The organism is Pseudoduganella danionis, assembly GCF_009720775.1.
GTDB classification, from domain to species: domain Bacteria; phylum Pseudomonadota; class Gammaproteobacteria; order Burkholderiales; family Burkholderiaceae_D; genus Rugamonas; species Rugamonas danionis.
Genome location: NZ_WNKW01000004.1, coordinates 187,180 through 201,037 on the forward strand (window position 1 = coordinate 187,180; position 13,858 = coordinate 201,037).

Genomic DNA, 13,858 nt, shown 5'->3' on the forward strand with positions numbered 1-13,858 from the left:
GACTAATCCGGCCACTTATTTGTGAATTCGTACCAATAAAACTGCAAAGTTGTCAGCTAATCTTGTCCGGGACAGTGCGCATCTCAATCAGAAATATACCCGCTCAGTACTGATTTGCAAGAAGATCAGGCTGGCAGTGGTATAGAGGCATCACTCGCCGCCTACTGCGGCCTTTTTACGCAGTGCCAGTGCCGTGGTCGGCGCGATCAAAGCCTGATACAGATCACCACTGGGCCCATCCCATGCACTGACCGCCTGGAATTGACGCTCGACAGTTGCCATATCCCCCCTTGCGATCGGCCCGCTCAACGCTGTGGCCGCGCCAAGCCGGAATACATTCGCCATCGATTCGCTGGCCAGCGGCTGCACTAGCTGGCGCGCCACTGCTTCCGGTATGCCGGCCGCCTGATAAGCCCGCAGCGCTGCATCGAGCACTGTCACCAGATAATTACTCGCAAACACGGCAGCAGCGTGATACACGGTCTTGGCTGCCGCATCGATAGGCACAGGCTGGGCGCCTATCGCTTGCAGCGCCGGCGTGAGTACGGCCAGCGCTGCGACATCGCCCTCCAGGCCGCAATAGGTGCCGGCAAAAGCTTGCGCCACGGCCTGCGGGTCGGCAAAGCTGCGGATCGGGTGGACGCTGGCAACCGCACCACCGGCCGCGCGCACGGCCTGCAGGCGGTCCGAGGCCAGCGCGCCGCTGCAATGGAATACCACGCTGCCGGCCAGCGGCACGGCCTGCGCCAGCGCCTCACTGGCTGGCACGATCTGGTCATCGCCGACGGCCAGTATGAACACCCGGGCTGGGGCCAGCGCTGCGTAGGCGTCTATCGCGCTGCCGCTACCGATAAATTCCACCGCCTGTGCGGCCGATGCGGCCGAGCGGGTCAGCACCTGCTGCAACTGCCAGCCGGCCTGCGCTACCAGCAGCCGGCCCAGCACGCGGCCCACGTGGCCCGCACCTATCAGAGTAAAGGTCGTCATGACTGCGCTACGGTACCGCTCTAGTTACGGGCGTGCGACAACTGGAAGCTATCGATCCCTTCAAATACGGCCAGTTCCGCCGACAGCGTGGCCAGCGGTGCGCCACTGCGCTTGCTCAGGGCTATCGCCACAAAGCGCCATTCCTGCGTACCGCTATCGCCGCTGATCATCAGCGAACCGCCAGCAATTTCATAGCCGCGCTGCAGTGCCATGGCACGCAGCGCTTTCTCCTGCGGCATAAAGCCCTGCTTGAAGCGCATGGTGATGGCAATCGCATGGCGTGACGGCAGCCAGGCTTCCACCTTGGTCAGGAAGATCATCGCGCCTGCGCACAGCATGGCCAGCCCCATGGCACCGAGATAAAAGCCTATGCCCACCATCACGCCGATTACGGACGAGGCCCAGATCGATGCGGCCGTGGTCAGGCCGCTGATGTTGAAACCTTCGCGCATGATCACGCCCGCACCGAGGAAGCCGATGCCGGTGACGATGCCCTGCACGATACGGGTAGGGTCGGACACGGCCACCGTGGCCGTGCCGTGGCCGCCGAACCAGTCGGCCGGATAGCCGCCGATCACGGTCAGTGCGGCCGAGGCCATGCACACCAGCCCATAGGTACGCATACCGGCCGCGCGGCCATGGTAGGAGCGCTCGTAGCCGACCAGCAGCCCCAGTAGCAGGGCGCCGATCAGATTCATCAGAATCACCGCATTGGTGGCCAGCTCCTTGTGCGACCAGTAGGCAAACAGCATATCGATGGAGGGCATGGGTGCGACCTTTCTGTGCGCTTAAGGCGCTTTTTTGACTAATTGTTTTTCGAAGGCGACGTCGAGTTTGCTGACCCGTTTGGGCGCAGCCGGGGCAATGCCGTTCACAAAGGCGACGAAATCGTCGAGTTCCAGCGGTGCACACAGCGGCGGTTCGCCTGCGCCCTCGCTGAGGAAGTAATGGCCGCTGCCGGTGCGCGACATGGAATAGCGGTTATTGCCGCTGCGTTTTTTCAGGCGGTCCACGGCTGCCGTGGCGCGCGTGGCGCGGCCGCTCATACGGCCTCCGTGCGCAGTTGCAGCCATGCCAGCGCAGGGCCGGACAGCAGCGGCGCCAGACGGGCGCGCACCGTGGCGTGGTAGTTATTCAGCCACGCGCGCTCATCCTCGCGCAGCAGTGCCAGTTCCACACAGCGCGTATCGATAGGACATAGGGTCAGCGTCTCGAATTCGAGGAAGTCGCCGAACTCGGTCTGGCCGGCAGGCCGGTTATGCACCAGATTCTCTATCCGTATGCCCCACTGGCCGGTGCGGTACAGACCCGGTTCGATCGAAGTGATCATGCCCGCTTCCATGGCCGTATGCGGTTCCGGCATGGCCGATGGCGAAATCGACTGCGGTCCTTCGTGCACATTGAGGAAGTAGCCCACGCCGTGACCCGTGCCGTGGCCGAAGTCCAGACCGGCGGCCCACAGCGGTGCACGGGCGATCGCATCGAGCATGGGCGACTTGCAGCCACGCGGGAAGCGCGTGGCCGACAATGCCATCATGCCTTTCAGCACCAGCGTGAAATCGCGCTGCTGCTCGGCCGTTATCGCCCCCACCGGCACCACGCGCGTGATGTCGGTGGTCCCGCCCAGATACTGGCCACCCGAATCGATCAGCAGCAGGCCGTCACCTTCGATCACCGCATGGTGCTCAGGCGTGGCGCGGTAATGCATGCTGGCGCCGTTGGCGCGGAAACCGGCTATGGTAGAGAAACTGGGGCTGATGAAGCCGGGACGGCGCGCGCGCGCAGCCGTGATTTCACGGTCGATATCGAGTTCCGTCAGCGGCACACGGGCGCTATCGGCCAGCGTCTGTTCCAGCCAGCAGAAGAATTCGCACAGCGCAGCACCATCCTGTTCCATGGCAGCGCGCACATGCACCAGATCCGCTTCGCTCTTGCGCGACTTGGCGAAGATGGCGGGGTTGATGGCATCGATCACGTGTACGCGGGCCGGTATCCACTGGCGCGTGCCATAACTGATGCGGCGCGGATCGATCAGCAGCGTGCTATCGGCCGGCAGTTGGTCGAGCCGCGCGGCCAGCGTATCGTAGGCCACCACTTTGACGCCGTCGGCTGCCAGCGCAGCATTCAGGGCCGCGTCGATCTTGCCGGCCGTGACAAACAGCGTGGCCTGCTCCGGTTCGATCAGGGCATGGGCAAGGAATACAGGGTTGTACGAGATATCGCTGCCGCGCAGGTTGAACAGATAGGCGATATCGTCGAGCGCGGAAATCAGGTGCAGGCGTGCGCCCAGTTGCTGCATGGCCGCGCGTACCTGCGCCAGCTTGTCGGCACGGCTTTGCGTGGCATACGGCGGCAGGTGCTCGAACACAGGCGCCAGCGGCATGGCAGGACGGTCCTGCCACACTTGCTGAAGCAGATCGAGCTCGGTACGCAACGTCACATCCTTGGCCTGCAGCGCCAGTGCCAACTGGCGGCCGATGGCCAGCCCCAGCACATTGCCATCCACCGCCACCGTCTGGCCGGGCTGCATGGTGGCGGCCAGCCAGTCCACATACTGCACGCTGGCGCCCGAGGTCAGCTTCATCAGGCTGATGCCGGTACCGGCCAGTTGCTGCTCGGCCTGAGTCCAGTAGCGCGCATCGGTCCAGATGCCGGCAAACTGCGGCGTGACGATCAGGGTGCCGACCGAGCCGGTAAAACCGGACAGCCATTCGCGCCCCTGCCAGCGGCTGGGCAGATATTCGGACAGGTGGGGATCGGCAGAAGGAACCATCAGCGCATCGATCTGCTGCTGATGCATGGCCTCGCGCAAGCGCGCGATGCGCTCGACGATGGTAGCGGTATGAGTTGTAGGCATGGGTGTTTCGTTATCCGGTGCGCCGCCAGTGCGGCCTTGCTGTCTGCAATCATACCGCGATTGCCCGCCGCTGCGGCAGCCAGACTGCGGCGGCGCACGCCACGCGCGCCCGGGCATGCTGACTAAAACGCTGCTGCGCTAGCGTGTCGCCGCGCTGCTGTCGGCCTGATAGCGGCGCAGCCCTTCCAGATCGAGGATGCAGATGCCGCCGTAATCGAGCCGCAGCAGGCCCTGTTTTTCCAGCAGTTGCAGCGCCTGATTGGCGCGCTGGCGCGACGCGCCCGACAGCAGGCCCAGCTCTTCCTGCGAGATCTGGATCAGCTTATCGGGCCCCGGATCCAGTCCCGGAAACAGATGGGAATTGAACATGGAACCGAGGCAGCGCGCCACGCGCGTATCGGGATCGAGCAGGCGGTCGTTTTCCACCATGCCAATAAATTGACCCAGACGCTCATTCAACTGCATCAGCAAAAAGCGCGTGAACGGCAAACTTGATTCCAGCAGCCAATGAAAAGTGTCTATGGGCATGCGCAAGATGCGGCTATCGCGCAACGCGATGGCATCGTATTTGAGAATTTCGCGTTTTAACAACGATCCTTCGCCAAACCAGCCACCGGGCGGCACACCGGAAAAGGTCACGCTTTTGCCATTCGCCGAGAAGTTGGTCATCTTCACCATGCCGTCCATGATGCCCAGCCAGTTCTCCACCCTCTCGCCTTTGCGGCACACGTAGCCGCCTTTAGGCACAAAGGTTTCAAAGGTATCCGCTTCCACCCGCGCCATCTGTTCAGGCGTGAGCTGCTGCGCCCAGATGGCACTGCGCAAGGCTTGCTGCATGGATATACGCGGTTCGGTCATTGCTGCTTTGCACCATGAAAAGTCGGCCAATTGTCGTCGAAATGACATCTTCAGGCCCGTCATCAGGCTACTATCATCACACAAAAAGGCTGAGGCACAAAAAAAGGCGGCATGACCGCCCTGCCCGTTTGCCATACAAGCACATCGCAACAGGAGACACTGGTGCAAGCACAGAACACGACTTTTCCGCGCTGGCTGCAAACCCATGCGCAGACCCGGCCCACCCGCCCCGCATTTCGCGAGAAATATCTGGGCATCTGGCAAAGCTGGAACTGGGCACAGGTGCAGGACGAAGTCCGCGCACTCGCCTGCGGGCTGGCCGCCATCGGCTTCCAGCGCGGCATGAATCTGGCCATCATCGGCGACAACCGCCCGCGCCTGTACTGGTCCATGCTGGCCGCGCAATGTCTGGGCGGCGTGCCCGTGCCGCTATATCAGGACGCGCCAGCCGCCGACATGGCCTATGTGCTGGAAAACGCGGAAATCCATTACGCCATCGTGGAAGATCAGGAGCAGGTCGACAAGCTGCTGGAACTGAAAAGCGTGTATCCGCACATCGCCCACATCGCTTACGACGATGAACGCGGCATGCGCCATTACCGCCAGCCGGAGCTGACTTCCTTTGCGGCCTTGCAGGCACTGGGGCGCGAGTGGGACCGCCAGCATCCGGGCGCCTTCGACGCCGCCGTACAGGCAGGCAAAGGCAGCGACAACGCCATCATCCTGTACACCTCGGGCACCACCGGCAAACCCAAAGGCGTGTGCCAGACCCACGCTGCGCTGATTGCGGCCGGCACGGGTGGCGTAGGCTTCGAAAAGCTCACCGATCAGGAAGACATCCTGTCCTATCTGCCGATGGCGTGGGTGGGCGACTGCCTGTTCTCATTCGCGCAGGCCATGACAGCCGGCTTCACCGTCAACTGCCCCGAATCGGGCGATACAGTGATGACGGACATGCGCGAAATCGGCCCCACCTACTACTTTGCACCGCCGCGCGTATTCGAAAACATGCTGACCACGGTGATGATACGGATGGAAGACGCCGGTGCCATCAAGCGCCAGCTATTCCACCGCTTCATGGCCGTGGCGCGCCGCGTCGGTGCCGACATCCTCGACGGCAAACCGGTGGCGTTCGGCGACCGCATGGCGTATGCGCTAGGTCAGGTCCTCGTGTATGGCCCGCTAAAAAACGTGCTGGGACTGTCGCGCGTACGCGTCGCCTACACGGCCGGTGCTGCCATCGGCCCCGACCTGTTCCGCTTCTACCGTTCTATCGGCGTCAACCTCAAGCAGTTCTACGGCTCTACCGAAACCTGCGCCTACATCTGCCTGCAGCCCGATGGCCACATCAAGTTCGACAGCGTGGGCCTGCCCGCGCCGGGTGTGGAAGTGAAACTGGCCGATAACGGCGAAGTGCTGGTCAAGTCGCCCACGCTGATGTACTGCTACTTCAAGCGCCCTGACGCAACGGCCGAAGCGATCGACGCCAATGGCTACTTCCATACCGGCGATGCCGGCCTGTTCGACAGCGAAGGCCATCTGAAGATCATCGACCGCGCAGCCGATGTGGGCAAGATGAACAGCGGCGCCATGTTCGCGCCCAACTACATCGAGAACAAGCTCAAGTTCTTCCCCTTCATCAAGGAAGCGGTGGCCTTCGGCGACCAGCGCGATCAGGTCTGCGCCTTCATCAACATCGACATGGAAGCCGTGGGCAACTGGGCCGAGCGGCGCAGCATTGCCTATTCCGGCTATACCGATCTGGCTGCGCACCCGCAGGTATATGGCCTGATTCGCGACTGCATCGAACAGGTGAATGCCGATCTGGCGGCCGAGCCTATGATGGGCGACACCCAGATCCACCGCTATCTGGTGCTGCACAAGGAACTCGATCCCGACGACGATGAACTGACCCGCACGCGCAAAGTGCGGCGCAAATTCATCGCCGAAAAATATGCCGTGCTGATCGCCGCGCTGTATGAAGGCAAGGCATCGCAATACATCGAGACGCAGGTGAAATTCGAAGACGGCCGCACCGGCATGGTGGCCGCCGATCTGAAAATCGACGCCTGCAAAACCTATCCGGCCGTGCAGGCTGCAGCCTGAGCGCCAGCGCGCATGACCAAGGAAGCCATCATGCTGATGAATGAACCTGAAACCCGCTTCGAGGCGGCACCGGCAAACGACAGCGGCGGCCGCAAGATCGGCCCCGTGATTCTCGACATGCAGAATATCTCGCTGTCGTTCGGCGGCGTACGTGCGCTGACCGATATTTCCTTCAATGTGAAGCAGCACGAAATCCGCGCCATCATCGGCCCTAACGGCGCCGGTAAAAGCTCGATGCTGAACGTGATCAACGGCGTGTACCGCCCGCAGCAGGGCGAGATCATCTACCGCGGCCAGCACCGCAAGAATATGGACTGCTACGCGGCCGCCAAATCCGGCATCGCCCGTACCTTCCAGAATATCGCCCTGTTCAAGGGCATGACGGTACTCGACAACATCATGACGGGCCGTAACCTCAAGATGAAATCGAACTTCCTCATGCAGGCGCTGTACTGGGGCCCGGCACGGCGCGAAGAAATCGAACACCGCGTGAAGGCCGAAGAAATCATCGACTTCCTCGAAATTCAGGCCATCCGCAAAACCCCCGTCGGCCGCCTGCCTTACGGCCTGCAGAAGCGCGTGGAACTGGGCCGCGCACTGGCGGCCGAACCGGAAATCCTGCTGCTCGACGAACCCATGGCCGGCATGAACGTGGAAGAAAAGCAGGACATGTGCCGCTTCATCCTCGATGTGAACGACCAGTTCGGCACCACCATCGTGCTGATCGAACATGACATGGGCGTAGTGATGGATATCTCCGACCGCGTGGTGGTGCTCGACTACGGCAAGAAGATCGGTGACGGCACGCCAGACGAAGTGCGCACCAATCAGGACGTGATCAATGCTTACCTCGGGGTGGCCGAATGAATCTGAATTTTTTCTTTGAAGTGCTGATCGGCGGCCTGCTGTCCGGCGTGATGTATGCGCTGGTGGCCATCGGCTTTGTATTGATCTACAAGGCTTCGGGCGTATTCAACTTCGCCCAGGGTGCCATGGTGTTCTTTGCCGCCCTCACCTGCGTGGGCATGGTCGACCAATTCGGCTTTTCGCTGTGGCTGGCCGTGCCGCTCACCATCGTCGTGATGATCATCCTCGGCATCGCCATCGAACGGGTGGTACTGCGCCCGCTCGTCAACCAGCCGGAAATCACCCTGTTCATGGCCACCATCGGACTGGCCTTCTTCATCGAAGGTCTGGCGCAACTGGTGTGGGGCGCACAGGTGCACAAGCTGGAACTGCCGATCGAAGACGTGCCATCCGAATACCTGATGGAAAAGTTCAACATCCTCGTGTCCCAGTTCGACATCATGGCCGCCGGCGTGTGCGCGCTGCTGGTCACTTCGCTGGCCCTGCTGTTCTCCCAGACCAAAGTGGGCCGCGCACTACGCGCCGTGGCGGATGACCATCAGGCCGCGCTGGCGGTGGGCATACCGCTGCAGCGCATCTGGGCCGTGCTGTGGGCCGTGGCCGGTCTGGTAGCACTGGTGGCCGGCATGCTGTGGGGAGCCCGTAACGGCGTGCAGTTCGCGCTGACCTTCGTCGCACTCAAGGCGCTGCCCGTGCTGATCCTCGGTGGCTTTACCTCCATGCCGGGCGCCATCGTCGGCGGCCTGATTATCGGCGCTACGGAAAAAATGGCCGAGGTGTATATCGGCCCGCTGGTGGGCGGCGGCATCGAGGGCTGGTTCCCGTACGTGCTGGCCCTGCTGTTCCTGCTGGTACGGCCGGAAGGCCTGTTCGGCGAAAAAATCATCCGCAGAATCTGACCGGAACAAGGACACTCCCATGCTCTACCGTGAAGCAGGACAATTCAAAACCAGCTATCAGGCCGACAGCCAGATCTTCCCCATCCTGCAGGACCGCATTGCGCTGCTGTCGCTGCTGGTGGTGGCCATCGTGGTGGTGCCGCAGCTGGCTTCCGCCTATACGCTGTCTGCCATCCTGATCCCCTTCCTGATCTTTTCGCTGGCAGCGCTGGGTCTGAACATCCTCACCGGCTATGCCGGCCAGCTCTCGCTGGGTACGGCCGCCTTCATGGCCGTGGGCGCGTTCGCCTCGTATAACTTCATCGCCCGTCTGCCCGGCCTGCCGATACTGCTGGCCTTTGTTCTCGGTGGCCTGAGCGCCGCCATGGTGGGCATCGCCTTCGGCCTGCCCTCGCTGCGCATACGCGGCTTTTATCTGGCCGCTTCCACGCTGGCCACCCAGTTCTTCGTGGTGTGGTGTCTGACCAAGATTCCCTACCTGACCAACTACAGCACCTCCGGCGTGATCACGGCACAGAAGATCGTCATCTTCGGCTACAGCTTCGATACGCCGGCCAGCAAATACCTGCTGGTGCTGGCCGTGGTCGCGCTGATGGCGCTGCTGGCCAAGAACATGATCCGCTCCAACGTGGGCCGCTCATGGATGGCCGTGCGCGATATGGACGTGGCAGCAGAAGTGATCGGCTTCCGCCTGATGCGCACCAAGCTGCTGGCCTTTGCCGTCAGCTCGTTCTACTGCGGCGTGGCCGGCGCGCTGTATGCGTATGCCTATCTGGGTACGGTGGAGCCGGAAGCCTACAGCCTCGACCTGTCGTTCCGCATCCTGTTCATGGTGATTATCGGCGGCGTGGGCTCGGTGCTGGGCTCCTTCCTCGGTGCCGCCTTCATCGTGCTGCTGCCCGTGTTCCTCAACATTGTGGCGCACAGCTTCGCCCTGCCCACCAGCGTGGCTTCCAATCTGGAGCTGATGGTGTTCGGTGCGCTGATTATCTTTTTCCTGATCGTCGAGCCGCATGGCTTGGCGCGCTTGTGGCAAATCGCAAAAGAGAAACTGCGACTGTGGCCGTTCCCGCACTGATCGCGCATAACTTCAAACCAGAGGAGACAAGTATGAAATCAAATATGAAATTCATCGCAGCAGCAGTTCTCGGCCTGACCCTGGCAGCAACTGGTAGCGCCTATGCAGACGACCAGTATGTGGCCCTGCCGTCCTACCGCGTCGGCCCTTACGCCGCTGGCGGTTCCGGCTTCTACGGCGGCATCATCGACTACTTCAATCTGGTCAACCTGTCGGGCGGCGTGAACGGCGTGAAGATCAGCTGGGAAGAATGCGAAACCGAATACAACCCGTCGCGCGGCGTGGAATGCTACGAGCGCCTGAAAACCAAGAACGGCGGCGCCACCATGGTGGAACCGCTGTCCACCGGTGTGGCCTACGGCGTGCTTGATCGTCTGGCGACCGACAAGATCCCTATGACCACTATCGGCTACGGCCGTTCCGATGCGGCCAACGGCAAGGTGTTCCCGTATGTATTCCCGCTGATTACCAGCTACTGGAATCAGGCTGCCGCCATGATCAAATATCTGGGCGACAAAAACGGCGGCATGGATAAGCTCAAGGGCAAGAAGATCGTCCACCTGTACCACGACTCGGCCTTCGGCAAGGAACCTATGCCGGTACTCGACGCCCTGTCCAAACAATATGGCTTTGAACTGATCAAGATTCCTGTCACGCCACCGGGCACGGAACAGCAATCGCAATGGCTGCAGATCCGTCAGGCCAATCCCGATCACGTGATCCTGTGGGGCTGGGGCGCCATGAATGCCGTCGCCATCAAAACGGCACAGCGTAACGGCTTCCCGCGCGAGAAAATGCTGGGCGTATGGTGGGCTGGTTCGGAAGAAGATACCGTACCAACGGGTGATGCGGCCAAAGGCTATAGCGCCATGACCTTCAACACCCCCGGCAGCTACCCGCTGATGGACGACATCCACAAAAAGCTGTACGACGCCGGCAAAGGCAATCTGGCTGACCGCAGCCGCATCGGTTCGGTCTACCATATGCGCGGCGTCAGCGCCGCCATCCTGTGGGTAGAAGCCATGCGCACGGCGCAGGAAAAATTCGGCAAGGGCAAACCTGTCACGGGCGAACAGATGCGCTGGGGTCTGGAGCACCTGAACGTGGACGAAGCCCGCCAGAAAGCCATCGGTGCGCTGGGTATGCTACCAGTCGTGAAAACCAGCTGCGACGACCACGAAGGTTCGGGCGCCGTGAAAGTCCAGCAATGGGATGGCAAGAAATGGAACGCCATCACGCCGAACTGGATCATCGGCGACAAGGCGCTGACCCGCAAGCTGCTGGAAGAAAGCTCGGCTGCCTATGCGGCCGAGAAGAAAATCACTCCAGCCTGCGCCAAATGATGAACCACGCTGCCAACACTGCCAACGCCGCCGCTACGGCGGCTGCAGCGGCGCCCTATCTGTCCGTGAATAACGTGGAAGTGATCTACGACCACGTGATTCTGGTGCTGAAAGGGGTGTCGCTGCAGGTCCCGCAGGGCAAGATCGTGGCCCTGCTGGGCGCCAATGGCGCCGGCAAATCGACCACCCTGAAAACCATCTCCACCCTGCTGCGCGGTGAGCGCGGTGATGTCACCAAGGGCGAAGTGCAGTTCAAGGGTGAACGCATAGACCAGCTCACGCCGAACGAACTGGTGAAGCGGGGCCTGTCGCAAGTGATGGAGGGGCGCCACTGCTTCGGCCACCTGAGCATAGAAGAAAACCTGCTGACGGGTGCCTACACGCGCAACGCTTCGCGTGCTGAACTCAAGGAATCGCTGGAGAAGGTCTACCACTACTTCCCGCGTCTGCGCGAGCGGCGTACCAGCCAGGCTGGCTACACCTCGGGCGGCGAGCAGCAGATGTGCGCCATCGGGCGGGCACTGATGGCCAAGCCTTCCATGATTCTGCTCGATGAACCGTCGATGGGCATCGCGCCGCAGATCGTGGAAGAGATCTTCGGCATCGTCAAAGACCTCAACAGCAAGGAGAACGTGTCCTTCCTACTGGCCGAACAGAACACCAGCATCGCCCTGCGCTACGCCGATTTCGGCTACATCCTCGAAAACGGACGGGTGGTGATGGAAGGCGCGGCGGCCGAGCTGTCGGCCAACGAAGACGTCAAGGAATTCTATCTGGGCGTGTCCGGCGCGGGCCGCAAGAGCTTCCGCGACATGAAGTTCTACCGCCGCCGCAAACGCTGGCTGGCATAGTTCAAAGGATAGTTAGCATGGCCGATCACCTCGCAACGCTCGATCAACTGGAAACCCGCGCGCCGGAGCAGCGCGAGCGCGATCTGCTGGCGCGCCTGCCGCAACTGGTGGCACGCGCCAAGGCCGCCAGCGGCTGGGCGCGCATACTGGAGCACGTCAACCCGGCCGACATCACCAGCCGCGCGGCGCTGGCCACCCTGCCCGTTACGCGCAAATCCGAGCTGCACGGCCTGCAGCAGCAGAGCGCCCCGTTTGGCGGCCTGAATACCACGCCGGTAGGCCAGCTATCGCGCGTGTTCATGTCGCCTGGCCCCATCTTCGATCCGGAAGGGCGCGGTGCCGACTGGTGGCGCTTTGCCCGTCCGCTGTTTGCTACCGGCGTACGCGCCGGTGGCCTGCTGCAGAACTGCTTTGCCTACCACTTCACCCCGGCCGCCTTCATGGTGGAAGGTGGTGCTGCCAAAATCGGCAGCGCCGTGATACCGGCCGGCAGCGGCCAGACGGAAATGCAGGTGCAGGCCATCAGCAGCCTGCGGCCCGATACCTATGTGGGCACGCCCTCCTTCCTCAAGATCATCATCGAGAAGGCCGAGGAAATGGGGGCCGACATCAGCAGCATCAAGCAGGCCATGGTGGGCGCGGAAGCGCTGCCGGAATCGCTGCGCCAGTGGTTCGTGGCGCATGGCGTGCCGCGCGTGCTGCAGATGTATGCCTCGGCCGATATCGGCAACATCGCCTATGAAACCCGCAGCGGCGCGGAGCGCGATGCCGGCATGGTGCTCGACGAAGACATCATTCTGGAAATCGTCCGTCCCGGCAGCGGCGACCCTGTGGCAGCGGGCGAAATCGGCGAAGTCGTGGTCACCGTGTTCAATCCCGACTATCCGCTGATCCGCTTCGCGACGGGCGATCTGTCGGCTGTCATGCCAGATGCTCCGGCCACGGCCTGCGGCCGCACCAACACCCGCATCCGCGGCTGGCTTGGGCGGGCCGACCAGACCACCAAGGTGCGCGCCATGTTCGTCCATCCCTCGCAAGTGCATGCGATCACGCGCCGGCACCCGGAAATCGTCAAGGCGCGGCTGGTAGTATCGGGACAGATGGCGCAGGATGTGATGACTTTGCAGTGCGAAGTGGCCGATCCAGCCAACGCAGGCAACGCCGCCGCCATCGTCGACACCATCCGCGACCTGACCAAGTTACGCGGCGAGGTGGAGTTTGTTGCCATCGGCAGCCTGCCCAACGACGGCAAAGTGATCGCCGATATCCGCGATTACAGTTAAACAACCGCGCGCTGCCACTGGCGGCGCGCTGTGGTGCAAATCCAACGCCGATACAGGCTTAGAGCAGATCGCGGATAATAGAGCCTCGATTAGCCGTTTTAAAGAAGCCGGAACCTACCATGCAAGATTTTCACCACAACCGCGCCCGCGCGTTGCTGCAGAACGCCGAAGAACTGTTCACCAAAGAGCAGGTGGACAATGCCGTCAAAGCCATGGCCAGTACGCTGAACCAGCGTTACGACCGGCCTGACGCCGAGGCCTTCCCGCTGGTGCTGGGTGTGATGGGTGGCGCCGTGGTCTTCACGGGTAACCTGCTGCCGCAGCTGACCTTCCCGCTCGAATTCGATTACATCCACGTCAGCCGCTACGGTGACGAAGATCAAGGCGGACAAGTGGTGTGGAAAGTGGTGCCGCGCTCGAATGTGGCTGGCCGCACCGTGATTGTGCTGGACGATATTCTGGACGAAGGCGAAACGCTGGCCCACGTTAAACAGCGTCTGCTGGACATGGGCGCGGCGGAAGTAATCCTCGCCGTGTTTGCCGATAAAGCCATCGGCAAGGCCAAACCCGTCAAGGCCGACATCGTCGGCATCACGATCCCTAACCGCTTCGTGGTGGGCTTCGGCATGGATGCCTATGGCTACTGGCGTAACCTGCCGGGCCTGTGGGCGATCCAGACGGAAGCCTGAACGATGACGGGCTAGTCCCGCCCGATACAAAACTGCGCCG

At 61.9% G+C, this 13,858-nt stretch carries 13 protein-coding genes; 8 read left to right on the forward strand and 5 right to left on the reverse strand.

The window, feature by feature from the left end; translation table 11 throughout:
- Nucleotides 1-150: 150 nt before the first annotated feature.
- The 5 genes from GM655_RS15285 to GM655_RS15305 all read right to left on the reverse strand — a co-directional run bounded on the left by GM655_RS15285 (nucleotide 151) and on the right by GM655_RS15305 (nucleotide 4,702).
- Nucleotides 151-987, reverse strand: a complete 837-nt coding sequence (locus tag GM655_RS15285; RefSeq protein WP_155435545.1) for a Rossmann-like and DUF2520 domain-containing protein — start codon at nucleotides 985-987, stop codon at nucleotides 151-153.
- 20 nt (nucleotides 988-1,007) lie between these two features.
- Complete coding sequence (locus GM655_RS15290) at nucleotides 1,008-1,754, reverse strand: MgtC/SapB family protein (RefSeq protein ID WP_155435546.1); 747 nt, start codon at nucleotides 1,752-1,754, stop codon at nucleotides 1,008-1,010.
- Nucleotides 1,755-1,775: 21 nt separating this feature from the next.
- Nucleotides 1,776-2,033 (reverse strand): hypothetical protein, encoded by a 258-nt coding sequence (locus GM655_RS15295; protein WP_155435547.1) that lies wholly within the window; start codon nucleotides 2,031-2,033, stop codon nucleotides 1,776-1,778.
- On the reverse strand, nucleotides 2,030-3,844 hold the full coding sequence (locus tag GM655_RS15300; RefSeq protein ID WP_155435548.1) for an aminopeptidase P family protein: 1,815 nt from the start codon (nucleotides 3,842-3,844) through the stop codon (nucleotides 2,030-2,032). The genes GM655_RS15295 and GM655_RS15300 overlap by 4 nt, the downstream gene beginning before the upstream one ends.
- Before the next feature lie 138 nt (nucleotides 3,845-3,982).
- Nucleotides 3,983-4,702 carry a Crp/Fnr family transcriptional regulator gene (locus GM655_RS15305; RefSeq protein WP_371866839.1) on the reverse strand — a complete coding sequence of 240 codons (720 nt, stop codon included), beginning with the start codon at nucleotides 4,700-4,702 and terminating at the stop codon, nucleotides 3,983-3,985.
- 111 nt (nucleotides 4,703-4,813) lie between these two features.
- Between GM655_RS15305 and GM655_RS15310 the strand changes: the two genes are divergently transcribed.
- From GM655_RS15310 to GM655_RS15345, 8 genes are all read left to right on the forward strand, one after another.
- Complete coding sequence (locus GM655_RS15310) at nucleotides 4,814-6,808, forward strand: AMP-dependent synthetase/ligase (RefSeq protein WP_155435549.1); 1,995 nt, start codon at nucleotides 4,814-4,816, stop codon at nucleotides 6,806-6,808.
- Between the two features lie 30 nt (nucleotides 6,809-6,838).
- On the forward strand, nucleotides 6,839-7,675 hold the full coding sequence (locus tag GM655_RS15315) for an ABC transporter ATP-binding protein (protein ID WP_155435550.1): 837 nt from the start codon (nucleotides 6,839-6,841) through the stop codon (nucleotides 7,673-7,675).
- Nucleotides 7,676-7,677: 2 nt separating this feature from the next.
- Entirely contained in the window at nucleotides 7,678-8,574 is an 897-nt protein-coding gene (locus GM655_RS15320) for a branched-chain amino acid ABC transporter permease (protein WP_196308792.1), read from the forward strand.
- Between the two features lie 19 nt (nucleotides 8,575-8,593).
- On the forward strand, nucleotides 8,594-9,652 hold the full coding sequence (locus tag GM655_RS15325) for a branched-chain amino acid ABC transporter permease (RefSeq protein ID WP_155435552.1): 1,059 nt from the start codon (nucleotides 8,594-8,596) through the stop codon (nucleotides 9,650-9,652).
- 44 nt (nucleotides 9,653-9,696) lie between these two features.
- Nucleotides 9,697-10,995, forward strand: coding sequence for an ABC transporter substrate-binding protein (locus GM655_RS15330; RefSeq protein WP_155435805.1), 1,299 nt, complete (start codon nucleotides 9,697-9,699; stop codon nucleotides 10,993-10,995).
- Nucleotides 10,995-11,846: an ABC transporter ATP-binding protein gene (locus tag GM655_RS15335; protein ID WP_155435806.1), complete on the forward strand. Its 852-nt coding sequence runs from the start codon at nucleotides 10,995-10,997 to the stop codon at nucleotides 11,844-11,846. The genes GM655_RS15330 and GM655_RS15335 overlap by 1 nt, the downstream gene beginning before the upstream one ends.
- Before the next feature lie 17 nt (nucleotides 11,847-11,863).
- A complete protein-coding gene (locus tag GM655_RS15340) occupies nucleotides 11,864-13,129 on the forward strand; it encodes a phenylacetate--CoA ligase family protein (protein ID WP_155435553.1) in 1,266 nt (421 codons plus the stop codon).
- Nucleotides 13,130-13,248: 119 nt separating this feature from the next.
- A complete protein-coding gene (locus GM655_RS15345; RefSeq protein WP_155435554.1) occupies nucleotides 13,249-13,818 on the forward strand; it encodes a hypoxanthine-guanine phosphoribosyltransferase in 570 nt (189 codons plus the stop codon).
- Nucleotides 13,819-13,858 lie beyond the last annotated feature (40 nt).

Bases quoted from the DNA above. Each gene is read 5' to 3' on its own strand.
- GM655_RS15295 (WP_155435547.1), bottom strand. From the start codon at position 2,033: ATGAGCGGCCGCGCCACGCGCGCCACGGCAGCCGTGGACCGCCTGAAA.
- GM655_RS15345 (WP_155435554.1), top strand. From the start codon at position 13,249: ATGCAAGATTTTCACCACAACCGCGCCCGCGCGTTGCTGCAGAACGCC.
- GM655_RS15300 (WP_155435548.1), bottom strand. From the start codon at position 3,844: ATGCCTACAACTCATACCGCTACCATCGTCGAGCGCATCGCGCGCTTG.
- GM655_RS15335 (WP_155435806.1), top strand. From the start codon at position 10,995: ATGAACCACGCTGCCAACACTGCCAACGCCGCCGCTACGGCGGCTGCA.
- GM655_RS15315 (WP_155435550.1), top strand. From the start codon at position 6,839: ATGCTGATGAATGAACCTGAAACCCGCTTCGAGGCGGCACCGGCAAAC.
- GM655_RS15285 (WP_155435545.1), bottom strand. From the start codon at position 987: ATGACGACCTTTACTCTGATAGGTGCGGGCCACGTGGGCCGCGTGCTG.
- GM655_RS15310 (WP_155435549.1), top strand. From the start codon at position 4,814: ATGACCGCCCTGCCCGTTTGCCATACAAGCACATCGCAACAGGAGACA.
- GM655_RS15330 (WP_155435805.1), top strand. From the start codon at position 9,697: ATGAAATTCATCGCAGCAGCAGTTCTCGGCCTGACCCTGGCAGCAACT.
- GM655_RS15305 (WP_371866839.1), bottom strand. From the start codon at position 4,702: ATGACCGAACCGCGTATATCCATGCAGCAAGCCTTGCGCAGTGCCATC.
- GM655_RS15340 (WP_155435553.1), top strand. From the start codon at position 11,864: ATGGCCGATCACCTCGCAACGCTCGATCAACTGGAAACCCGCGCGCCG.
- GM655_RS15325 (WP_155435552.1), top strand. From the start codon at position 8,594: ATGCTCTACCGTGAAGCAGGACAATTCAAAACCAGCTATCAGGCCGAC.
- GM655_RS15290 (WP_155435546.1), bottom strand. From the start codon at position 1,754: ATGCCCTCCATCGATATGCTGTTTGCCTACTGGTCGCACAAGGAGCTG.